This window comes from Pseudoxanthomonas sp. UTMC 1351 (assembly GCF_040948865.1).
GTDB lineage: Bacteria > Pseudomonadota > Gammaproteobacteria > Xanthomonadales > Xanthomonadaceae > Pseudoxanthomonas_A.
This window is the reverse complement of the sequence record NZ_JAVGJT010000005.1, coordinates 42,015-64,641: the sequence shown is the minus strand read 5'-3', so window position 1 is coordinate 64,641 and position 22,627 is coordinate 42,015. Positions and strand designations below refer to the sequence as shown.

At 62.1% G+C, this 22,627-nt stretch carries 14 protein-coding genes and 1 pseudogene; 3 read left to right on the top strand and 12 right to left on the bottom strand.

What is annotated here, in order from left to right; all coding sequences use genetic code 11:
- Positions 1 to 23: 23 nt before the first annotated feature.
- Complete coding sequence (locus AB6O04_RS03300) at positions 24 to 1,325, top strand: MFS transporter (RefSeq protein ID WP_368562297.1); 1,302 nt, start codon at positions 24 to 26, stop codon at positions 1,323 to 1,325.
- Here the strand turns inward: AB6O04_RS03300 and AB6O04_RS03295 are convergent.
- From AB6O04_RS03295 to AB6O04_RS03270, 6 genes are all read right to left on the bottom strand, one after another.
- Entirely contained in the window at positions 1,322 to 2,149 is an 828-nt protein-coding gene (locus AB6O04_RS03295) for a DUF72 domain-containing protein (protein ID WP_368562296.1), read from the bottom strand. The two genes, AB6O04_RS03300 and AB6O04_RS03295, sit on opposite strands and share 4 nt — an antisense overlap.
- Positions 2,150 to 2,403: 254 nt before the next feature.
- Positions 2,404 to 3,402, bottom strand: a complete 999-nt coding sequence (locus tag AB6O04_RS03290; protein WP_368562295.1) for a two-component system response regulator — start codon at positions 3,400 to 3,402, stop codon at positions 2,404 to 2,406.
- 34 nt (positions 3,403 to 3,436) lie between these two features.
- Entirely contained in the window at positions 3,437 to 7,963 is a 4,527-nt protein-coding gene (locus AB6O04_RS03285) for a PAS domain S-box protein (RefSeq protein WP_368562294.1), read from the bottom strand.
- A gap of 431 nt (positions 7,964 to 8,394) precedes the next feature.
- Positions 8,395 to 8,838, bottom strand: coding sequence for a VOC family protein (locus AB6O04_RS03280; protein WP_368562293.1), 444 nt, complete (start codon positions 8,836 to 8,838; stop codon positions 8,395 to 8,397).
- 54 nt (positions 8,839 to 8,892) lie between these two features.
- A complete protein-coding gene (locus AB6O04_RS03275; RefSeq protein WP_368562291.1) occupies positions 8,893 to 9,702 on the bottom strand; it encodes a helix-turn-helix domain-containing protein in 810 nt (269 codons plus the stop codon).
- Positions 9,703 to 9,964: 262 nt separating this feature from the next.
- Positions 9,965 to 11,776 (bottom strand): DUF885 domain-containing protein, encoded by a 1,812-nt coding sequence (locus AB6O04_RS03270; protein WP_368562289.1) that lies wholly within the window; start codon positions 11,774 to 11,776, stop codon positions 9,965 to 9,967.
- Between the two features lie 331 nt (positions 11,777 to 12,107).
- Between AB6O04_RS03270 and AB6O04_RS03265 the strand changes: the two genes are divergently transcribed.
- On the top strand, positions 12,108 to 14,462 hold the full coding sequence (locus AB6O04_RS03265; RefSeq protein WP_368562287.1) for a TonB-dependent receptor plug domain-containing protein: 2,355 nt from the start codon (positions 12,108 to 12,110) through the stop codon (positions 14,460 to 14,462).
- Between the two features lie 202 nt (positions 14,463 to 14,664).
- On the opposite strand, the gene AB6O04_RS03260 is transcribed toward AB6O04_RS03265, so the two are convergent.
- Positions 14,665 to 15,615: a LysR substrate-binding domain-containing protein gene (locus AB6O04_RS03260; RefSeq protein ID WP_368562285.1), complete on the bottom strand. Its 951-nt coding sequence runs from the start codon at positions 15,613 to 15,615 to the stop codon at positions 14,665 to 14,667.
- A gap of 98 nt (positions 15,616 to 15,713) precedes the next feature.
- Between AB6O04_RS03260 and AB6O04_RS03255 the strand changes: the two genes are divergently transcribed.
- A complete protein-coding gene (locus AB6O04_RS03255) occupies positions 15,714 to 16,619 on the top strand; it encodes a DMT family transporter (protein WP_368562467.1) in 906 nt (301 codons plus the stop codon).
- Here the strand turns inward: AB6O04_RS03255 and AB6O04_RS03250 are convergent.
- The 5 genes and pseudogenes from AB6O04_RS03250 to AB6O04_RS03230 form a co-directional block, all read right to left on the bottom strand.
- Positions 16,530 to 16,832, bottom strand: a pseudogene (locus AB6O04_RS03250) (hypothetical protein); the annotation flags it as partial. The gene AB6O04_RS03255 and the pseudogene AB6O04_RS03250 overlap by 90 nt on opposite strands.
- A gap of 213 nt (positions 16,833 to 17,045) precedes the next feature.
- The gene (locus tag AB6O04_RS03245; protein ID WP_368562283.1) at positions 17,046 to 17,972 is read right to left on the bottom strand and encodes a peptidylprolyl isomerase; all 927 of its coding nucleotides are present in this window, start codon (positions 17,970 to 17,972) and stop codon (positions 17,046 to 17,048) included.
- 225 nt (positions 17,973 to 18,197) lie between these two features.
- Complete coding sequence (locus AB6O04_RS03240) at positions 18,198 to 20,051, bottom strand: putative bifunctional diguanylate cyclase/phosphodiesterase (protein ID WP_368562281.1); 1,854 nt, start codon at positions 20,049 to 20,051, stop codon at positions 18,198 to 18,200.
- Positions 20,048 to 20,545, bottom strand: coding sequence for a YfiR family protein (locus AB6O04_RS03235; protein WP_368562279.1), 498 nt, complete (start codon positions 20,543 to 20,545; stop codon positions 20,048 to 20,050). The genes AB6O04_RS03240 and AB6O04_RS03235 overlap by 4 nt, the downstream gene beginning before the upstream one ends.
- A 53-nt stretch (positions 20,546 to 20,598) precedes the next feature.
- Positions 20,599 to 22,551 carry a TonB-dependent receptor plug domain-containing protein gene (locus AB6O04_RS03230; protein WP_368562277.1) on the bottom strand — a complete coding sequence of 651 codons (1,953 nt, stop codon included), beginning with the start codon at positions 22,549 to 22,551 and terminating at the stop codon, positions 20,599 to 20,601.
- Positions 22,552 to 22,627 lie beyond the last annotated feature (76 nt).

Genomic DNA, 22,627 nt, shown 5'->3' with positions numbered 1-22,627 from the left:
GGTTTTGATGCCGACCGAGACCAATGACGAGCGCTATTGAGAATATCGGGGCCAACAGGCCCTTCAATCGCCGCGATGCCAAGACGTTGGGGTTGTCCGCGTTGGGCGGAGCGCTGGAGTTCTATGACTTTGTGGTTTTTGTCTTTTTCACCCAGGCACTGAGCCAGCTGTTCTTTCCCGCGGGCACGGCGCCATGGCTGTCGCAGTTGCAGGTCTACGGCATCTTCGCCGCCGGTTATCTGGCGCGCCCGTTGGGTGGCATCGTGATGGCGCACTTCGGCGATCTGGTGGGGCGCAAGCGGATGTTCACCCTCAGCGTGTTGCTGATGTCGGTGCCCACGCTGCTGATCGGTCTGTTGCCCACGTATGCGCAGATCGGCGTGCTGGCGCCAGTGTTGCTGCTGGTGCTGCGCATCCTGCAAGGCATCGCGGTGGGTGGGGAAGTGCCCGGTGCCTGGGTCTTCGTGGCCGAACATGTGCCGCGCCGCCGCGTGGGTTTCGCATGCGCAACGCTTACCGCGGGATTGACCGCCGGCATCCTGATCGGTTCGTTGCTGGCCGCCTGGATCAACACCCATTTCACGCAGCAGGAAGTGTTGCAATGGGTGTGGCGAGTGCCATTCCTGTTGGGTGGCGTGTTCGGTTTCATCGCGGTCTGGCTGCGGCGCTGGTTGCATGAAACGCCCGTGTTCGCCGAGATGCGGGAGCGCCGGCAACTGGCGCAAAGCCTGCCGGTGAAGCAGGTGCTGGCCGAGCATCGCGGCGCGGTGGCCGTTTCCATGCTGGTGTCCTGGCAGCTGACGGCGGCGATCGTGGTGGTGGTGCTGATGACGCCGACGCTGGCGCAGGCGCTGTTCCAGATGCCGCCGGCGCTGGTCTTCCGCGGCAACAGCATGGCGACCTTGTCACTGATATTCGGCTGCCTGGCCGCGGGTCTGGCTGTGGATCGTTTCGGTGTGGCGCGTTCGTTATTGATCGGATCGTTGGCGTTGGCGAGTTGCACCTATGCGTTGTATCTGTACCTCGCCTCCGGGGGCGGGCCGCATTTCGTTGCGCTATACGCGTTGGCGGGATTCTTCTGCGGCGTGGTAGGTATCGTGCCGGCGTTGATGGTGGCGGCGTTTCCGCCAGTGATTCGCTTCTCCGGCCTGTCGTTTTCCTACAACGTGGCCTACGCCATTTTCGGCGGACTCACGCCGCCGCTGATCGGCTATTTGTCGAAGGCGCTGGGTGGACTTGCACCGGCGCACTACGTGGCGTTTACGTGTCTGATCGGCATTGGAGTCGCTGTATATCTGATCGTGCGGCGTCCACCGTCGTATTAGCGTGCCTGATCCAATCTCTGCAACAGCGCCATTGCAGCAGCCGGGTTGCGCTCTTTCGCGCTGCTGATGAAGTAGATGAAGACTTCGCGCTTGGGCAATGGCGTAGGTGGTCCGATGTGCGGAAGGTCTTGCGGATCGCCTCCCGCCGCCCATTCCCTGGCGCGTTTCGCCCACTGGTCCAGTTCCGGGCCGGGATAGCCGGTGTCGATGGGGCGGGAGCGCATCAGCCGGGCGTACACGAAATCGCTGGTGAGGTCGGCGAAAGAAGGGTGTTCGTCGGAATCAGTGAACACCGTCGCCACATCATGGTGCCGCGCCAGCGCCAGTAGTTCGTTGTCGATGATGGCGGGGTCGCGCAGTTCCAGGGCGTGGCGCAAACGGCGGCGGCCCGCTTTGCGTGGGAGCGATTTCAGGAAACCCGCCAGGTCATCGCGGTCGATCTTGCGACCTTTCTCGAATTGCCAGACCAATGGGCCGAGCTTGTCGCCAAGCTCGCTGATGCCGCCGATGAAATCTTCGATCTGCGCCTGCGCGCCGGTCAGCGAGCGCGCCTGCATGATGCGCTTGGGTGCCTTGGCGGAGAACACGAAATCCTCAGGTGTCTCATCTCGCCATTTCGCATAGGTAGCCGGCTTCTGCGTACCGTAATACGTGCTGTTGATCTCAATCGCAGTGACGTGGCGGCTGGCATATTCCAGTTCGCGGCGCTGCACCAATCCGGCCGGATAGAAGTTGTCGCGCCAGGGTGCGAAGTTCCAACCGCCGATACCGACGCGGATGCCGTGGGAGGCGATGCCTTCTTGTGCGGAGAACAGATCGCTCATGGGTTACGCGGAATCGGGCGGAGGGAAGGGCTCCGATCATACCGGCGATGTTGTGGGTTCGTTGTGCAATCCCCGTCTTGTCCTTCTTGGATGAAGCAAAAGCTTGCCTACGTTCCTTCTGTGCCAAATAGCCGCCGCAATCCGCAGGGCTTATGCCGTCATCCCAGCTTGCGCTGGGATGACGGCTTGGTGAGTTCGCGGACGTAGTGGGATTCGGCACTCGGAACTAGGTTTTCAGAAAATAAAAAACTGATTCAAGCTATCTGGTCCCGCGCCTGCTCATCCCAATAATCCTTGATGGCGAGGATATTGGGCAGGATGTCCCGGAATGCCGACACCAGGCGCGCGTCCAGGTGGCTGCCCGCGGCGTTTTCCAGGGCTTCCATGGCGCGATCCAGCGGCCAGGGATCCTTGTACGGGCGTCGCGTGGTCAGTGCGTCGAATACGTCGGCGACGGCGACGATACGTGCAGACTCGGGGATGTCTTCGCGTGCCAATCCATTCGGGTAGCCTCCGCCGTCCCAGCGCTCGTGATGATAGAGCGACACCTCGGCGGCCAGCTTGAATAGCGGTGCTTCGCTTTTGCTGAGGATTTCGTAGCCGATGCGCGGGTGGGTTTTCATGATTTTCCATTCGTCCTCGTCCAGCTTGGCGGGCTTCTTGAGGATGGAGTCGGGAATACCGATCTTGCCGGTGTCGTGCATCGGTGCGGCCTGTTCCAGCAGGGCCGCTCGCTCCTGGTCCCAACCGACGGCGACGGCCAGTGCGCGCGCGTAGGCGGCCATGCGCCAGATATGCGTGCCGGTGTCGGTGTCGTTGTAATGGCCGGCCATGCCCAGCATCTGGATGGCATCGCGATAGCTTTTGTTCAACGCCGAGGCGCGCACCAGTGACAGATGCGTGCGTACCCGCGCGCGCAGGATGTAAGGCGATACCGGCTTGGCGATGTAGTCCACGCCGCCGGATGCGAAGCCTTCGCGCTCATCCACTTCCTTGTCCAATGACGTCACGAAGATGATAGGGATGTGCTCGGTCGCGGTATCGCCCTTCAGGGTATGGGCCACTGTGTAGCCGTCCATATCCGGCATGTCGACGTCCAGCAGGATCAGTGAAGGCTGGTGCTTGGCGGCGGCTTGCAGCGCCTCGACCCCATTGCGCGCGAAGACCAGTCGGTATTCGTCCTGCAATACCTGCCGTATCAACGCGAGATTGTTTGGCTCGTCGTCGACGCAGAGGATAGGGCGATTGGGCATAGGAGCTCCTTGGCGCGCGGGGATTGCTGCTTGACTATGTGGCGGTTTCTGGATTGACGATGGCTTCGCCCGGCAAAGAGGCCAACCAGTCCCTCACCAAGGTTTCGGCCGAACGAAAGTCGAATTCATCGATGCATTTCTGCAGCTTGCGCAACCGCTCGGGTGGAACCAGGCCGTTCAATGGCGTCAACTGCGGCTCGATCTGCGCTGGATCGTCGCTGTCCAGCGATTGCAACAATGCCTGAAGATATTGGCGAAGCTGCGGAACGTTTTCGGCTGCGAACGGTTTGTTTTCAGTAGGCGAAGCTGCGTCGGCCATGTTGGCCGCCCCGGCATAGCTGGCGATATCCGCCAAGGTCTCGCGCAGGACCAATTGCAGCGCGTCCAGCAGGTCCGATACATCGCCGCTGCCGTGCAATGCCGTCTCTATCTCCGCTGTGATGGACGCCACGGTAGGTAGTGCCAGTGATCCCGCCGCACCGCGCATCTTGTGCACATAGGACGCCGCTGCATCGCGTTCGCCGCGGTGGAGGTGGTCGCCGATCTCCTGCGCCGCATGCGGGTAGTTCCGGGCGAACTGAGCCAGGTATTTTCGATACGGGGCTTCCTCCCGCCAGTAGGCCAAGCCGCGATGCACGTCCAGCAACTGCGGGTCCGGCCCTTCTTCGTCGGCCACCGCGGGTATGTCATCCGTGTTCTCGATCATCAGCTCCAATGGCGTTATCTGACGTGAGCCGGACGGGCTGAGCCGAACGATCACGTCCACCAACTCATCCACTTCGAAAGGCTTGGCGACGAACGCATTCATGCCGGCAGCCAGCGCCGCCTCTTGCTGGCGCTTGAATGCGCCAGCGGTCAATGCGACTACCGGCAGGTGCGCCATGGCAGGAATCTGCCGGATGCGCCGGGTCGCTTCATAGCCGTCCATTTCAGGCATCTGCACGTCCATCAGGATCACTTGGAAACGCCCTGGACCGCTGGCGATGCAGTCGAGCGCGTCGCGCCCGTCGCTGGCCAGTTCCACCAGTGCACCTTCGCTTTCCAATATCCGTTGCGCGACCTCCCGGTTGATGTCGCTGTCGTCGACCACCAGCAGGTGCATGCCGCGCAGTCGCTGCGCATGCCGTGGACCACGCTTGCGCGGGGCAGCGTGGCGGCCGCGCTTGGCCAGCGAATCCATGATGACGTTGAACAGCGAGGAAGCGGTGGCCGGCTTGGTGAGGACCGCGTCGATGATGTCGTCTTTCAGATTCTGTTCCAGCAGTTTCCGTTCGTGTGCGGTCACCATGATGATGATGGGCTGGCGTTGTGCGCCAGCTTGCTTGCGGATGGCCTCGGCGGCGGCCAATCCGTCCACCTGCGGCATCTGCCAATCCAGCAGGATGATGTCGTAGCGATCAGCGGAATCGCTGTGTTCATTGGTATCGTGTGCGGCCGCAGCGATCGCCGCTTCGCCCGAGTCGACCGCCTGCACGCTCCAGCCAAAGCTCTGGATGATCGCGACCAGAGTGTCGCGCGCCAGATCGTGGTCGTCGGCCACCAGCACCTGGTGCGGCAGTTCGCGGTCGTTGTCCGGTCCAAAGGATTCGTCCGGCTCCAGTGAAATGACGAACGAGAATTCGCTGCCGCGTCCTGGTTCGCTGTCCACCCGAAGTTCGCCGCCCATCAGGTTCACCAACCGTCTGCTGATGGTCAGGCCCAATCCACTGCCACCGAAATTGCGGGTGGTGGAAGTATCCACCTGGTTGAACGCCGAGAAGATGAGGTCCTGCTTCTCCTTGGGAATACCGATGCCGGTGTCGCGCACCGAGAACTCCAGGCTGACTTTTCCCGCTTCGCTGGTTTTCAGGCGGCGCACGGCCAGCATCACTTCGCCGCGCTCAGTGAACTTGATGGCGTTGCCCACCAGATTGATCAGCACCTGCCCCAGCCGCAGCGCATCGCCCTTCAGGCAGCGCGCACCGGGTGGCGGTGGCGACACCACCATTTCCACCGGTTTGGTGCCTACCGCCGAGGACATCAGCGTGGCCATGTTCTCCAATACTTCGCCCAGGTCGAATGGTTCGTTCTCCAGTTCGATCCTGCCGGCCTCGATCTTGGAGAAATCCAGTACGTCGTTGATGATGGTCAGCAGCGAGCGTGCCGAGCTGTTGATCTTGCGCGCCATATCCTGCGCGGCGGGCGGAAGTTCGCTTTTTTCCAGCAGGTACACCATGCCCAGGATGGCATTCATGGGCGTGCGGATTTCGTGGCTCATGTTGGCCAGGAAGTCGCTCTTGTAGCGGTTGGCGCTTTCCGCCGCGCTCATTGCTTGGCGCAGCTGCTGCTCCCTGGATTTGCGTTCGGTCAGGTCCACGGCGACTCGCAGATGGCCGATGACCTCGCCGTCTTCGCCGCGCAGCGTACTGAGGGTCAGTAGCACCGGCAAGCGCGAACCGTCCTTGCGAACGAATATCCATTCGTCGGTGTCGCCTTTTTCGGTACCGCTTTTTTCAAGACGGGAGCCGGCGGCCTCCGGCGATGAAGGATCGGTGCGCGCTGCTAGCTCGTCATGATCATGGAGGGCATCAACGGTCCGCCGACCGATGACCTCATCGGCGCGGTAACCCAGCATGGCTTCGGCGGCGGGATTGAACAGGGTGATGATCCCGTTGTTGTCGGTGGCGATGATCGCGTAGCCGGCATGAGCCAGGATGGCGCGTTGCAGTAGCGAATAGGTCTGGATCTGCGCGGTGCGCTCGGCGACCTGCTGCTCCAGGGTGGCGTTCAACTCCATCACACGCGCTTCGGCGCGCTTGCGCTCGGAAATGTCGATGACCGAAGCCAGCGCATATCGGCCTTCTGAGGTATCGATGGGGTTTAGCCCGATTTCCACCGGAACCAGTGCCCCATCGCGACGAAGTCCGAACAGGTCGCGACCGGCCCCCATGGCGCGTGTTTCCGGCTGCAGGAAATAGTGGCGGATGTAGTCGCCGTGGTGGCGGTGCACTGTTGGCGGCAACAGTTTGGAGATGTGGTGGCCGACCAGTTCACGGCGCGGCCAGCCAAACAGCTCCTCCGCCTTGCGATTGGCCAGTGCCATCACGCCGTCCTGGTCGATCATCAGCATGGCGCTGGGCGATGCCTCCACAACCAACCGAAAACGTTCCTCCGCGCGCAGCCGGTCGGTGATGTCGTGCAGGATGTGCGAAACCCCGACGATGCTGCCGTTCCTGCCGAGAATCGGCGATGAGCTGACCAGCACGTCGATAAGATGCCCGCTGCGGTGCCTGCGTTGGCTGGTGAAACTAGGCACTGTTTGGCCGGACAGAATTTCCGCCAGCAGATCGTGCTCGTCCGCATGTTTCTTTGGCGGCGCGATAAGTTCGCGCAACGGCTGGCCAATCGCATTCGACGGCGAATAGCCAAACATGCGCTCGGCGGCACGGTTCCAATGAGTGACCACGCCATGGGTATCCTCCGCGAGAATCGCGTCGGTCGAGCTTTCCACCAGCGCGGCCATGCGCGCCTGGTCCAGTGACACCTGATGGCGGCGTTGCCGATTCAGCAGGAAAAAATACACCAGGGCTGAGACCAATAACGCTATCGCAGCGATGGCGCCGCCGATGGCGGTCGGCGATGTCTGGTTGAGGCTGGCGACGAACGAAGGCCGTGCTTTGATCCCCAACTCCCATTGCTGGCCATAGGCGGTGATCGGCTGCCGGTCAGTCAGTCCGGATGCGGCGGGCTGCCGGTAGTCACGGGTGAAATAGAACGGCACCTTGGGCGGTATGGCATCGCTATCCCATAACGCCAGAGAGTAGTCACTTTCCGCCAGGTCGAAATCGTGGAGCACTTCATCGATGCTGATCGGTGCGAACGACCAGCCGAAGGTGGATTGCCAGCGTTGCTCGGGCGTGTCGGTGGCGGCGCCCGTGCGATAGATCGGCAACAGCAGGAGAAAGCCATGGAGGGGCTTGGATGCGTTCTGCACCAGCGTGATGGGTTCGGTGAGGGTTGGCATTCCGCTGCGTGCCGCCTGGATCGCTGCGGCGCGGCGATTGGCTTCCGAAGCGATGTCCAGACCGATCGCTTCGCGATTGCTGTTTTCAGGTTCGATATAGCGGATCACGAAGCGGTCGTGGTCGTGCGGTGCGATCTGCTGAATGGCGAACGCCGGCGTGACGTCGAGGCGCGCAGTTTCCAGGAATGCGTTTTCCTCCGCGCGCAGAACGTGGTGGATATAGCCGTAACCACGCACGCCGGGAAATTCGCGTTTGTAGTCGCGCGACTGGCTGTATTCGCGGAACCGTTCGCGGGTGACGGATTCGCCGCCCGCGGCGATCACGGCACCGCGTGCTCCGCGCAACCCGGTTTCATAGATACCGATGCGCATCTTCAGTTCACCGGCGACCCGGTGGCTCAGCGCTTGGAAACGAATCTGGCGCTCCTCACGGTTGCTGCGATCCAGTTGAAGGCCCGCCAACACGGCGATCCCCAATCCGACCAGCAGCGCGAGCAGCGCATACCGCTTCGGGCCCGCCGAGGCGCCGGATGCGGCTTCTCCTTGATGTTTCCCCATACGCTTCAGCCCCGGTGATCAGTGCATCCTGTTCCGATCCCACAATCGCCGCGACATCACGGCAGTTGTGGAGGTTCCAACTGGAGGCTCAGCGAAAGCTCGATCGCTTGTTTCGCATTCTCAGCGCTGCGGCTTGGCAGCGTGCCGGATATGTGCAGCCTTTCCCTGGGGGCGGTCAGGCCAAGACGTGTCGGGCGGATCGTTGAACCGTATTCCCCTTGCGGTCCTTCTTGAACGTGCCGTGCCGCTGGCAGGAGCAATGTCGCTGCTGCGGCGCCGTGATGCCGGCCGAATGTAAGTCACATCTGCGGGTAACACAAGGTTGCTTGCGACCCTCACGATAGTGAACAAAGTGAAGCCATTGCCTTGTGGATTGGCCGTTCGCCCGCTGGCTCCCGCTCGTGGAACCTCATAGACGGTGAGGCGGCGATTCACGTCGCGGCGGTTTCGTCCTTCCAGGGATCGTAGCTACCGAACCACCAGAGATGGCCTTCCAGGTCGCGGCAGCCGTAGCCGCGGCCACCGTAGTCCTGGTCCGCGATCTCGATGACGATCTCGGCACCGGCGGCCTTGGCGCGGGTGTAGTGGGCATCGGCATCGGCGACGATCACGCAGGGACCCTGCGTCTGCTTCATGCCGATGGCGGCGGGCTGCACGATATGGTTCGTCCATTCGCTGCCGCTATCGCCGGCCGAACTCAGCATGATCATGCCGTTGCCGAAGGTCAGCTGCGCATGGTGGACAGTGTCGGCATCGGCGTATACCGCGCGACGTTCAAAGCCGAAGGCGTTGCACAGCCAATCGATGGCGACGTGCGCTTTGCGGTAGCGCAGGCAGGGAATGATGGTCGCGGTGGTATCGGCGGCGAGCGTCATGGCGTTCTCCTCTGATCGGCGGATTGCTGGATTGCGATGCGCGACATGTTTCGGTCATTGCAATGCGATATGGCGGTTCCAATAGCCTTGGCGAGCGAACTCCGTGGGTGACATCGCGCAGAACTCGCGGAATTCGTGCGACAGATGCGCTTGATCGAAGTAGCCGCACTCCAGCGCGATATCGGCCCAGTCGCGCTCGGTGATGGCAGAGGCCCGCGCCACCACGCGGTGAAAGCGCTGGACGCGCAGATAGCGCTTGGGTGTCATGCCGACGTGCTGGCGAAACTGTTCGCCCAGGTTGCGCGATGAGATGCCCAGCTCGCGCGCGGTGGAAATCAGCGTGGCCATGTCCGGTCTGTGTTCCAGTGCCGTCAGCGCATGCGCGATGCAGCGAGGAACCGCATGTGCGTCAGAGCATCGCCGCGTCAGCCAATTCAGAAGCGTTCGCATGCGGCGCGATGCACTGCCGGCTTCCAGCAGTCGCTCGCGCAGGTAGCCAGCCCCGCTGCCCGCAAGGTCTTCCAGATTGACGCAGCGGTTGACCAGCGAATCCATGCGTTCGCGGAAAAAGCTGGCGGCAGCGCCCGGACGAAACACCACGCCCATCACCGCCACCTGTTCCCGCGTGTCGATGATGCTGCTGAGGTTGCGTGGGCCATCCAATGCCGCACCGAGATAGCGGTGGCATTGACGGTTTTCGTCATAGACGCGCGATTCGTCTTCGGACAGATTGATGACCAGTGCGGCGCTGGGCATCGGCAGCAGCCGCTCCAACCCGTCGGGTTGGGGAGCAGCTTCCCAGTCCCAGAGTTGTTGCACCAGGCCGGACAGCGGCGCGGGCGGAACCATGGAAACGAAGTTCATGGCGATGCCTGAAGCGGTTTGTCGCAGGATAGCCGAATGCGGTGAAGCGGGTGTTTAGCCAGGGCTGATTGGTGTCGCGGGTTGCTTGCAGGAGCGGCCGTTGCTTTTGTAGGAGCGGCGTCCCGCCGCGAACTCTTCCCGTCAGATCGCGGTGGAAGCTAAAAGCTCTTCAACAGCGAAGCTGGTCAAAGCTCGCGGCGGGGCGCCGCCCCTACATAGCTCGTATGTATGAAGCCGGCGGTTTTGCCGCCGGCTTCATGGCTTACTTGATCGGCTCGTCCAGCATCAACTGACGAACGAAGCGTACGGGTGGCGCGCCGTAGGACAGCACCTGGTCGTGGTAGGCCTTCAGGTTGAACTGGTCGCCCTGCTTGGCTTCCATCGCTTTGCGCAGGTCGAAATGCTCCTGCGCGCCGACGAAGTAGGTGGGTAGCTGAGCAGATGTCAGTTGTGCTCGGCGCCATTTTCCTTCGGCTTCCGATTGCTGCTGGAACGTCTGGCGGACCATTAGATCGAGCGCTTGTTCGCGGGTCCAGTTATCCACTTGCACACCCTGATCGAGAATGGCGTTGGCGATGCCACGCAGATAGAACTTCAGCTGCACCAGACGGAACAGCGGGTCGTTATCCAGGTAGCCGGCATCGGTCATCATTTTTTCGGTATAGACCGCCCAGCCTTCGGCAAACATGCCCGAGCGCAGCACCGCACGCAGAATCGACGGGAACTTGGCCGAGTGCCAGCCTTCCAGGTAGTGGCCCGGCGTGCCTTCGTGGATGCTGAGCAAGTGGATCATGCGGCTGTTGTATTCGCGCAGAAACGAATCCACCTGTTGCTGGTTCCAGTCTTCGGGAATCGGCGAGACCGCGTAGAAGGTCTTCAGATGCTTGTCCAGCGGCCCCGGCGAATCGCAGTAAGCCACTGCCACGCCGCGTTGGAACTCAGGCATTTCGATGATCTCGACCGGAGCGTCAGGCAACGTGACCAGGTCTTTGCTGCGCACGAATTCCGTGGCAGTGGCCAGCGCGGCCTCCGCTTCGGGCACTACCTTGTCGCGCGCGGGGCGCTCGGCGTAGGCCAGTTCCAGCGCTGCTTCGATGACCTTCTGCTGTTCGTCGGCGCTCGGCGCATCGGGTGCGTTGGGAGCGTTCGGCTTGTCCTTCAGTACGGTGCGCGCAATGCCATACATCTCCTCGCGCACGCGCTTGAGTTCGTCTTCGGCCCGCTGCTTGATGTCGGCACGCGACAGCGACGACAGCAGCGCGAACTGCAACTTCTGGTCGTACAACTCCGCACCGATGCGGAAATCGCCCTTGGCGTTGGGAACCAGAGTCTTGTCCAGCCAGGCCTGGTGTTCGGTAACGGCTTTCTTCAGCGTTGCTGTCGCCGTTTCCAGACGCTGGCGGTCCGTCTCTGGAAGTTCCTTCACATGCGGTGTGATGAAGGTATCGACGATGCTCAGGATGCCGGCATTCTGCTTGGCTACTGTCTCGGCATGCGGTTTGGGCACGCGTGCCGGCTCCAGGTTTTCGCGCGCCTGCGCCAGCAGCGCCGGGATCTTTTCCATGCGGGCGGTGGCCGATTTCAGGCGGTCGGGCAGCGGTGCGAACTCGCGCGCCATCAGGCCATACAATGCGCCACCGGCGAGGTTGTTGTAGACCTGCGGATCCCAGGCCCAGCTTTGCAGCGTTTCCGTGCTCCAGACGTCGTACTGCAACTGGTTGCGCAGGATCGCCGCGTCCACCTGGTTTTCGCGAGAAAGCTGGGCGACATCCAACGCGTCGAGTTCGGCCAGCATCTTCTTGCCAAACTCCAGGCCTTTCTGCCGGCCCGCCGCGCCCAAGTCGTCCAGTTCGCCGTCGTAGCGGTGCTCGCCTATCTGGGTTGCGCTGACCGGCGAGAGCTGCAACCAGCCTTCCAGTGCACGCTTGGAAAGGTCGGCGAATCGGGCATCGGCTGCCGCGGTCGCTTCAGCGGTGGCTGGCGAAGCACCGGTGGTAGGCGCGGTAGGGGATTCGGCTTTCTGGCAGGCGGCCAGGGCGGCAAGAAGAGCGGCGGCTAACAGACTTTTGCGCATGGGATTCTCGTTGCTATGCAGCAGGGAACGCCAAGCATAAGGATTAGGGAATGACGATGCATCTGCCATCCGTTACCCTTGCGCAAACACGGATGCGACGATAGTTGACGCTAGTTCTAAGCAGTCAAGCGACGATTGGACGCGTTCCGCGATTCGGCGGTAAACACGATTACGTTCTGGCGAAGAGTCCCGCTGCCGACTGGACGCTGTGGACAAGCCAAGCGTAGATTCCGGGGCCAGGCCGTGTTGCGCCGTCTCTTTATAACTTCACTGATCCAAGGGCTCTCGTATGCGAAGGAATCGGCTTTATACCGTTTTGAATCTGGCGTTGATGCTTCCGTTGTACGGAATGACCACCGCGGTGTCGGCACAGGAAGCGTCCACGGGAGAGGAGGGCTCGGAGGCCAAGACGCTGGACCAAGTCACGGTGTTGGGTTCGCGGCGCGTGGAGCGCTCTTCGGATACCCAGACGCCGGTGCCGGTGGATGTGATCCCCATGGAGAAGCTGGCCGAACAGGGCGCGCAGTTCGATCTGGCGCAGACGCTGCAATACGCCGCGCCGTCGTTCACCTCTACTCGCCAGACCGGCGCCGATGGCGCCGACCTGATCGACGGTGCCGCATTGCGCGGCCTGGGTTCGGACCAGACGCTGGTGCTGGTCAACGGCAAGCGCCGACATACCGTATCGCTGGTCAACATCTATGGCGCGCGCAATCGCGGCAATACCGGCACCGACTTGAACTCGATTCCTGTGTTGGCCATCGACCGCGTGGAAGTGCTGCGCGATGGCGCCGCGGCGCAATACGGTTCGGATGCGATCGCGGGCGTGATGAACATTGCACTCAAGCGGCGCCCCGGCTGCGAGAGCGTGCTGGGCTGGGGTGAGTATTCGCGTGGCGATGGCGAGAACTGGCTGGCATCCGCGTACTGCGGTTTGGAAATGTCCAATGGAGGCCATTTCGCCATCACGGGGGAATGGCAGGACCGTGATCGTTCCAATCGCACGACGGCGGAAAACCCGCTGCGCATCATCGGCGATAGCCAGGTGGAGAACCGTACGCTCTACATCAACGGCGATATTCCGCTGGGTGATGTGGCGGAGTTCTATTTCACCGCTGGCATGCAGAGCCGCGACGCATCATCGGCCGCATTCGCGCGCGGCGGCGTGGGTTCGGACGACATTCCTTCGCGCAACTCCGAAGCGATGTATCCCAATGGTTTCGTGCCTTTCATCGATGGCGATCTGCAGGACCGCTATTCGATCGTCGGACTGCGCGGCGACGCGGGCGAATGGCACTGGGATCTATCGCACACCTTCGGCTACAACGAGCTGCGCTACACCATCAACAACACGCTCAATGCTTCCATCGCCAACCTGGATCTATTGAATGGCGGCACCGGCATCAGCCCCAGCAGCTTCGACGCCGGCGGTTTCTCGTTCAAGCAGAACACCACCAACTTCGACGTGTCGCGCTATTTCGATGGCGTGCTCAACGGCATGAATGTCGCCTTCGGCCTGGAACATCGCGATGAGAACTACCGCATCCGCGCTGGTGAAGCGGGTTCCTACATCGACGTCGACGGTCCGGACGGCGGCAACCCAGGCAGTCAGGGTTTCCCGGGTTTCCAGCCTGGCGACGTGACCAATCGCAGCCGCGAGGCCTGGGCTGGTTATGCGGATGTGGAAATCGACTTCACCGACCGATTCATGGCCAGCGTGGCGACTCGTTACGAGGACTACAGCGATTTCGGGTCCACCCTGGACGGAAAAGTCGCGGCGGCGTTCCGCGCCAGCGACACGCTGCTGCTGCGCGGTTCGGTCAGCACCGGTTTCCGCGCGCCGTCGCTGCAGCAGAAATACTTCTCTTCCACCATCACTGATTTCATCAGTGGCGAAGCGGTGGACGTGGTGATCGCATCCAACGACAGTGAACTGGCGCGTGCAGCGGGCGTGCCCAATCTGGTCGAGGAAACTTCGCGTGGCTACACCATGGGCTTGACATGGGAGCCGCGCGACAATCTGTCGCTGACGCTGGATGCGTACCGTATCGATATCGATGACCGCATCGTGTTGAGCGGCGACTTCGATACCAGCGACCCGGATATCGGCCCGATCCTGGAAGACCTGGGCGTGGGACTGGCGCGCTTCTTCTTCAACGCAGTGGATACGCGTACCGAAGGCGTGGACCTGACGCTTTCGCATGACATGGCGCTGGGCGAGGGCAAACTGTCGAGCTATTTGGGCGTCAACTACAGCAAGACCGAAGTGACCAACGTTAATCTGCCGGCAGGATTCGAAGGACGGGAGGAAGTGGTGTTGCCCGAGCGCGACCGCCTGTTCGTGGAAAACGGTGCGCCGCGCAGCAAGGCAGTGCTTGGCTTCGACCATGAGTGGGGCAAGTGGAACACCAATCTGAAAGTGATCCACTTCGGCAAGCAGACGTTGGGCACCTTCTCAGGTCCGCCGGTGCCCAATCAGCGCTACGCCGCCAAGACATCGGCCGACCTCAGCCTGACGTATAGCTTTACCGAAAACGCCAAGTTGACGGTAGGGGGCGCGAACATCTTCGACGTGTTCCCCACGCGGCAGGATCCGAACGAAACCGACAACGGGCACATCTATGAGAGCCTGCAGTTCGGTTTGAATGGCCGGGCTTACTTTGCGCGGTTTTGGTATAGGTTTTGAGGTGACTTCCTACCAAGGGGAGGCAGGGCTTTTCCTTCTCCCTCCGGGAGAAGGTGCCCGAAGGGCGGATGAGGGAATAGCGATGATTCGGTAGCGAAATTCGTTACAAGCGGACACTTCACTCCCTCATCCGTCGCTGCGCGCCACCTTCTCCCGGAGGGAGAAGGGAAGCAACAGCTTGCGAGCGACTAATTTATCAGTGCTAGGAAGCTCCCGGTGCCACCGAATCCCTACCCAACAAATCATCCGGCATAGGCGGCAGCGGAGTGCGTTCGTCCAATGCCTCTCGCTTCAGCCAATCGATAAACGGAATCGCCGCTGGATGCAGCGGGCGGTGCGCCGGGTGTATCGCGTAGTAAGCGAAGCGCGCCTTCAGGGCGGGGCCGGGCAGGCGGATCAGTTCGTAACGTTGCAAATACGGTGTGGCGATGTGTTTGCGCGCCAGTGCGGCGCCGATGCCGTACACCGCCGCACGCATCGCGTCGGTGCTGTCGCTGAAGCTGTGCATGTCGGGTAGCCGCAGCCCACGCACACCGGCCCCGCGGAACCAATCGCGCCAGCCTTGCAGCGCGAGATCGGTCACCAGCGGCAGTCGCGCGATATCGCGCGGTTCGCGTACGGCGCCGACGCCAGCCAAACCAGGGGATGCAACAGGAAACAATTCGTCGTCCATCAGGTGGTGCGCCGTGAGCCCGGGCCAATGTCCCGTTCCATGCCGGATGCCCAGGTCCGGTCCGCCTTCATCGAAGCGCGTCAGTGCCGTACCGGTGTCCAGGCTGAGCCGGATATTGGGATGTTGGGAACAAAAGCGCGGCAGTCGCGGCAACAACCAGCAGTAGGCCAGCGAGTGCAACGTGGTGATGCGCAAGGTCACGACGTCGCCGGTCTGGTGCAGATTGGCCGCGACCGCTTCGATGTCGTTCAACGCGACCGTCGCGGCATCGGCCAGTTGCCGGCCTTCAGTGGTCAGTTTCACTCCGCGGGCATGGCGTTGGAATAAGGTCACCCCCAGCAGCGATTCCAGCTTGCGCACGTGATGGCTGACGGCGCTGGCGGTGAGGTGCAGCTCATCGGCGGCGTGGGCGAAATTCTGATGGCGGGCGGCGGCTGCGAACACGCCCAGCGCCGGCAGTAGGGAAGGGCGTAGATTCATGAGACACGCACCAGATTTGTGGCTTGGCCAGATAATATCCGCTTGTAGAGCCGTTAGGTGCTGGGAGAATGGCACCAGGCAAAAGCGAGGCAACGGGCATGGCAGGCAACAGTGGTGCGGTGGGTACGCTGGTTTCCGAGCCCCTGGTGCGTGATTGGCGCACGCCAGCGGAGTTGTTGTTGCTGGGCGCCATCTGGGGCGGGTCGTTCCTGTTTATGCGGGTGGCGGCAAAGCCGTTTGGTGCATTCGCGCTGGTCGAAGTGCGGCTGGCGTTGGGCGCACTGATTCTGCTGCCCTTTCTGTGGCGCGAGCGCGCGGCCTTCTCCCGGGGTCTTTGGCCCAAGCTGGCGCTGATCGGTGCCATCAATTCCGCGGTTCCCTTCTTGTTGTTCGCCTGGGCCGCGCAGCGGTCCCCGGCCGCGATTGGTGCGATCTGCAATGCGATGACGGTGCTGTTCGCGGCCTTGGTGGCGTTTCTGTTCTTCGGCGAAAAGATTGGGATGCGACGCGCCATAGCGCTGCTGGTCGGTTTCCTGGGTGTGGTTGTGTTGGCCACCAGCAAGGCGGGTGGCTTGAGCGTTGGTCCAGCGGTGGCTGCGGGCGCCACGGCCGCGTTGCTGTATGGCGTTGGCGTGAACCTGGTGCGCAGGCACCTGGGTGGCATTCCACCGGCAGCCGCCGCTGCCGCCACCCTAAGTTGCGCGGCCCTGCTGCTGATGCCGTTCGCCGTCATGTATTGGCCTGCCGGGCCGATTCCCGCAGCCGCCTGGGGCAGCGCCATCGCCATTGGCCTGCTCTGCACCGGCTATGCCTTCTTGCTGTACTACCGCTTGATCCAGCGCATCGGTGCGGCTCGTGCGGCCACGGTGACGTACCTGGTGCCGCTGTTTGGTGCTGCGTTCGCCTGGATGTTTTTAGACGAGCCGGTAACGCCGATGATGGTTTTGGCGGGTGGATTGATCCTGGGCAGCGTGGCTGTCAGCCAGCGCGCGCCGCGCACATAACGGGTAACGAAGATGCAGAAGCGCGTGGTATTCGATTTCGAGATCGATTTCAGCAACGGGGGCGGCCTGCAAGGACAGGGTTTTCGGCTGGACATCGATGGCGACGACATCGCCGAGGAAGCATTGGCCGACTACATCGTCCGTGATCTGCGCCTGCTGATGGTTGGCAGCGTACGCATCCTGGACAAACGCATCATCGTAGAAGCGCACAAGCGTGCGTAGGGCGGGCCCAGGCCCGCCATTGCCATCCCGCCGATGGCATCGCCAACAAGCGGAATATGCGCTTCGTCATCGCCACGCATGCTTTAGATGGTCGGAAGCGCGGGTCGAGACCCGCCCTACGGATATGGAAGCCCTTTTTCGATTGTTAGCGATGTAGTCGGAAAGATGGCAATGGCGGGCCGGGGCCCGCCCTATTCGATCGGATTAACCCTTCGGCGTGCGCACCGGCAGGGGTACGTTGCACAAATCGATGTGGCCGGCGGGGCGAACATACCAGCCGTCGCGGCGGTTGCGGCGCGCTTCGGTGGCCTCAAGGAACGTCTTGGTATCGGTGCGCAGCAACTGCAGCGGCGTACGCTGGCTTTCCGGTACTTCGCTGGCCAGGCGGATTGCCTTGATCGGCGTGCGCTGGTCCGGTTTTTCGTAGAAGCCCATCGGCGGTGGGCCGCGATCGATGATGCTCAGCAACTCCATCCCCTGTACGACGCGGCCGACCACCGTGATGTTGCGGTCCAACTGCCGCGGCGACTGTCCGGTCGCCACGTACAACTCGCTGCCGTTGCTGCTATCCGGCTCGGCACCACGGCCGGCACCCAAGGCGCCGTAGCAATGCGCCAGCCAGGCCTCGCCTGTTTTCGGATCGCGCGCGGCAGGGAAGCCGTCGACGAATCCAACCTCAGGCGCCCAGCCGTCGCTGTCGGGCAGCCGAGTGAAGTCGAGTCCTTTTGCCTTGCGCGCGAATTCGGCCGGCAGTGATTTTTTTGCCGAGCCTTGCGACTTGGCTTTGCTCGCATCTTCGGCATCCGGATCGCCGAACTGCACCACGAAGTTGTCTTGCGAGCGATAGATACTCAAGCCATTCCAGAAGCCCTCGCGCGCCAATGTGCGGATATTGGCTACGTGCTCGGGTGCGAAGGCAGGCGCTAGCTCGATGACGACGCGACCCTTGCTCCCATCTGTATCTTCCAGTTCCAGATACAGCGTATTGGCGGGATCCAACATGCGCCAATCGCTGGCCGGTGAAGCATCCAGGATTTCTTGCGAGCTCTTGTATTTGGGCGTCTCCTGCGCGGACAACGGCAAGCAGATCGAAGCGAGAACGCAGGTGAGCAGAGCAGGGCGAAGGCGCATGGGCGGGAACCCGATAAGTGTGGTGGCCCGATTGTAGGCGAGCGGCATGCCTATTGCTGTCCTCGCCAAGCGTAGGGTGGGCCCTGGCCCACCATTGCCATGCCCGAACTCACGACGGCAATCAGCGAAGCTGGCTCGAAATACCGCGAGACGGCTTCGACAGTCATTGGGTGCACGCGTCGAGATGGCAATGGTGGGCCTGGGCCCACCCTACGGCGACCACCGTCAAACCATTCGCAAATCCTGCTGTGTCGCGGGTGCCAGCCAGCATGCGGCGAACTCCTCGGGAGGTACTGCCGCTCCGATGCGGAAGCCCTGGACCTGTTCGCAGCCGTTGCGGCGAAGGAATTCGTGTTGCAGGGCAGTCTCCACACCCTCGGCCACCACGGCCAAGCCCAGCCCGTTCGCCATCGCCAGAATGGCGGTGGTGATTGCTTCGCCATCGCCGGGAATAGCCTGCACGAAGGTCATGTCGATCTTCAGTTTGTCGATGGGAAGCCTCTTCAGATACACCATCGACGAATAGCCGGTGCCGAAATCATCGATAGCCAGATGCAAACCACGCGCGCGTAGCCGGGCCAACTGGGCAATCGCCAGATCGGCTTCTTCCATCAGTACGCTTTCGGTGATCTCCAGCTCCAGGTAGTTGGGGGGCATGCCGGTGTCCGCCAGCACCGAATCGATGAAGGCGGGCAGCTGCTCGTCGCGCGTCTGGCGTACCGAAAGATTGACCGCCAGCCGGATGTTGCCGTAGCCCTGCGTGCGCCAGACTGCAGCTTGGCGACAGGCTTCGTGAATGACCCAGCGGCCGATCTCGACGATGAGGCCGCAGTCTTCGGCGATGGGAATGAACGTGCCCGGCAATATCCGTCCGAGCTCAGGATGACTCCAGCGCAACAGTGCCTCGGCGCCTTGCAGCTGTCCATCCTGGGTACGTACTTGCGGTTGATAATGCAGTTGGAATTGATTCTGCTCCAGCGCACGCCGCAGATCCGTTTGCAGCTTCAATTTCGCTATTTGCGCTTCGCGCAACCGCGGTTCGAACAATGCCACCCGGTTGCGGCCTTCGCGCTTGGCCGCATACATGGCGGCATCGGCATTGCCGGCCAGTTCCTGGAACTGTTCGGCATCGTCCGGCCACAGGCTGATACCGGCGCTCGCCGTGACAATCAGTTGCTGGCCGTCGATACGGAAGGGCGCACCGAACTGATCGAGGATCGCTTCGGCTACCAAACGGGCTTCTGTCGCGGACTTCACCGCACCCATCACCACGCCAAACTCATCGCCACCCAGGCGGAACAGTTGGTCGCCTGGCCGCATCGCCGATGCTATGCGGCTGCCGACCTGCCGTAGCAGTTCGTCGCCGCCAAGGTGCCCCAGCGTGTCGTTGACTTCCTTGAAACGGTCGATGTCCAACTGCATCAGTGCTTGGCGTACGCCGCTTTCGCGCTGCAACGAGCGATTGAGACAAGCATTGAAAGCGTTGCGGTTTTTCTGTCCGGTTACCGGATCGAAGTGCGCCAGGTACTCCAGCCGCGACTCGGCCGCACTCACGCGTGCGCGCATGCGTTTCATCAACGGCAACGTCAACGCCAGCGCCGCCATCGCGGCGATCAGGAACGCACCCGCCAAGCCCAGCAGGCGCGTGTGCACTCGACGCAAATCAAGCTGCAGCTGCACCGTGCCGACTGGCTGCCCTTGCAGCGCAATAGGCGCGCTGACCCGGGCGCAGCGGAAACCGCATTCGGTGTTAGACACTGACGCCAGGTCTTCAGACCGCGGATGGACGGCGATCACGTTGCCTGCTGCATCGCTGATCCGAGCGCTCTGGATCGAGGCCAATGTGCTGAGCGAATCCAACGTGTCGCCAGCGGCTTCCGAGTCTTGGAACATCACCGCGGCGGCGCTGCTGGATGCGATGATCTGGGCTTGCGCGCGCGCATCGTCCAGTGCCTCGCGCCGCAGGCTCAGGTATTGCAGCATCAGCAATAGGCCACCGGCCAGGACCAATGCCAATCCGGCGCCGCCCGCCGTGGATCGTAGGTTCGCCGCCCGGGTGTTCGGAATAGACACGTTCACATCACCCGCCGGGCGAGCCGCAACAGCTGGCTGCTGAAACTGACGCCGGCTTTGGCGGCGGATGCAGGATCCACATCGAAACGGATCCTGTTGCCTTCGCGGACCAGCGCGACAGCCGTGTTGCCATCCGGAAGATCACAGCCATCACAAATGACCAATGCATTGGACATGGTGGTATAGGTGGGATCTGGGCGGCCGGCGTGGACCAGGACGTTGCAGGTCCCTTCCACTGCTGCAGGATGCACGGTGATGCGGCGGCGTCCTATCGCTCTGCCCGTCAGATGCGCGAGCGCAGCGTCCAGAGACTTGTTGGCGTCAGTGCAGATGACCAGTGCGTTGGGATCGATGATGGTGCCCGCGCCCGTCGCGTCTTCGCTGCCCCAACTGGCGAACGCCACGATGTTGTAGACGAATGCGGCCTTCAGCGCCGACTCGTCCACTTGCGCGAAGGCGGACGGCGGGCCAACGACCAGCAGCGCAAGCAGCGTCAGCATTACCCTGAGTCTGCCAGACGACTGCCTGCCTGGGCGCAAGCGCGGTGGTCTCATCAGAACCGCCACGACAGTTCGACGCGATATTCGCGCCCGCGGCGGGGAATCGCATCCTGGACGAATTCAGGCCCGACCGGATCGGCGTATTTTTCGTCCAGGAGATTACGAACGCCTGCCGACAGTGCCAATGGCAGAGCTGCGGGCTCCCACAGAAGGTTCGCGTTGACCACGGTGTGGTGGTCCACCGAGCCGAGTTTGGTCGCGCGGCGGCCAACGTGCTGTGCGGCGGCTGCGACCGATATGCCGTTGCCCAATGGCACCGTGGCCGATAGCCGGGCGATACCGCGTGGCGCATTCAACACCGGCCCATCCCTGGAATCGCGCACGCGGTTGTAGGCGTAGCTGGTACGCAGCAGCGCGCCGTTTTCCCAGTGATACAGAAGTGCGATTTCAGCGCCGGTGGTAGAGGCGCTCGCGGCGTTTTCCAGCGTGAGCATCTCCTCGTCGCCCACCAATGTAATGAGATCGTGCAACCTGTAGTCATACAGGGAGACTTCCGCACGGCTGTGTTGGCCCAGGGTGCGGCCGAAGAACAGTTCCGCGGTCCGGATGCTCTCGGCTCTGAGCCCTGGATTGGTCAGTTGGCTGCCGCTGTCGGTCTCGAGGTTGTAGAAGCGTTCGTAAGCATTCGGGGAGCGATAGGCCTTGCCGACGATCGCCTTGAAGGTGGTGCCGCCAGGACGTGCCGAAATCAGTGCCACGCGCGGGCTCAAGCGGAGCGTGCCGACATCGCTGCGGTCCAGGCGCAGGCCGCTGTTGAGCAGCCAGTCTCCTCCCATCGCGAACTCATCGTTGACGAAGAATCCCAGGCTGGAAACGTCGTGCTTGGATTCGAGATAGCTGAGGTAAGGATCGAGATCGATGTTGCGCTGCTCGACCGCTCTATCCAGCTGCGCTTCGAAGCCGGCCGCCATGGTATGGCGCCGCCATTTGGTGACGATGCGGCTTCCCAGCACGATCGATTGGCCCGTGGAGATGTCCCGGTTGATGACGGTGTACGGATCGTCGTACGCGTAGTTGCCCACATAGCGATAGTCGATCAAATCCAGCTGCGCCTGCCAGTGCGTGGTTTCGCTCAGCGCGCGGCCGTACTTCGTGCCCAGCACCACCCAGCTGTCCTGGATATTGGCACCCGGCATGCCGAACGCCTGGTTGTATGGCGCGACCGGGTCGTCCTTGCGGCGATCGCTGGCCAGCAGCATCACAGTCAAATCGCCTGCGATGTGGCGCAAGAACAGACGCTGGCTGCGTTCGTCGTCCTGATTGCGGACGACACCGTCGGAGATCACCCCGTTGGTTTCCGTTCCTGCAAATTCCGGGAAGTAGAAGTCGCGCCCTCGCGAATGCGAATGACTGACCGACATCAAGGTCTGACCCCATGCGCCGCTGGTGGACAGCACCGCTCGAGCGCCATGGCTGCCGTAGCTTCCGCCATCGACCGCCAGTTCGCCGCTGCCGGGCTGTCCGGGCGATTTGGTCAGGACATTGATGACACCAAAGAAGGCGTTGGATCCATAGACCGCCGAGCCAGGACCGGGCACGTACTCGATGCGTTCCACCAACGCCATGTCCAGCGGGAATTCCGCACCGACCGGACTTTGGCTGTATACCGGATCGTTGATGCGATGCCCGTCGATCAGCAGCAGAAAGCGGGTGTTGTAGTCGCCCGCGCGCAACTGACCGCGTGCGCCCATGTAGGTGTACAGGCCGGTGTCGCTCAAATACAGGCCCGGCAAACTTTCCAGGGCCTCACCCAGGGTGCGCCAGCCGTGAGCGCGGATGTCCTGGGCGCTGATCACCTGCACCGCGGAAGGCGCGTGATCGACTTTCTGATCGAAGCGCGATGCGGTGACGACTTCCATATCCAGCAGCTGTTCCAGCGACAGGCTCGCCAAGTCGGCTGGATTTTCCTGGGCGTTGGCTTGCGCGGCGATGTAGACGAAAAGCATCTGTACCAGAAACAGCTTTCGGCAGGCACGCCGTAGCCGCTGTCCCGCACACGACACTTCAACCGACCGGCTTACG

Bases quoted from the DNA above. Each gene is read 5' to 3' on its own strand.
- AB6O04_RS03265 (WP_368562287.1), top strand. From the start codon at position 12,108: ATGCTTCCGTTGTACGGAATGACCACCGCGGTGTCGGCACAGGAAGCG.
- AB6O04_RS03245 (WP_368562283.1), bottom strand. From the start codon at position 17,972: ATGCGCCTTCGCCCTGCTCTGCTCACCTGCGTTCTCGCTTCGATCTGC.
- AB6O04_RS03235 (WP_368562279.1), bottom strand. From the start codon at position 20,545: ATGCTGACGCTGCTTGCGCTGCTGGTCGTTGGCCCGCCGTCCGCCTTC.
- AB6O04_RS03285 (WP_368562294.1), bottom strand. From the start codon at position 7,963: ATGGGGAAACATCAAGGAGAAGCCGCATCCGGCGCCTCGGCGGGCCCG.
- AB6O04_RS03255 (WP_368562467.1), top strand. From the start codon at position 15,714: ATGGCAGGCAACAGTGGTGCGGTGGGTACGCTGGTTTCCGAGCCCCTG.
- AB6O04_RS03280 (WP_368562293.1), bottom strand. From the start codon at position 8,838: ATGACGCTCGCCGCCGATACCACCGCGACCATCATTCCCTGCCTGCGC.
- AB6O04_RS03260 (WP_368562285.1), bottom strand. From the start codon at position 15,615: ATGAATCTACGCCCTTCCCTACTGCCGGCGCTGGGCGTGTTCGCAGCC.
- AB6O04_RS03230 (WP_368562277.1), bottom strand. From the start codon at position 22,551: ATGCTTTTCGTCTACATCGCCGCGCAAGCCAACGCCCAGGAAAATCCA.
- AB6O04_RS03290 (WP_368562295.1), bottom strand. From the start codon at position 3,402: ATGCCCAATCGCCCTATCCTCTGCGTCGACGACGAGCCAAACAATCTC.
- AB6O04_RS03300 (WP_368562297.1), top strand. From the start codon at position 24: ATGACGAGCGCTATTGAGAATATCGGGGCCAACAGGCCCTTCAATCGC.
- AB6O04_RS03295 (WP_368562296.1), bottom strand. From the start codon at position 2,149: ATGAGCGATCTGTTCTCCGCACAAGAAGGCATCGCCTCCCACGGCATC.
- AB6O04_RS03270 (WP_368562289.1), bottom strand. From the start codon at position 11,776: ATGCGCAAAAGTCTGTTAGCCGCCGCTCTTCTTGCCGCCCTGGCCGCC.
- AB6O04_RS03275 (WP_368562291.1), bottom strand. From the start codon at position 9,702: ATGAACTTCGTTTCCATGGTTCCGCCCGCGCCGCTGTCCGGCCTGGTG.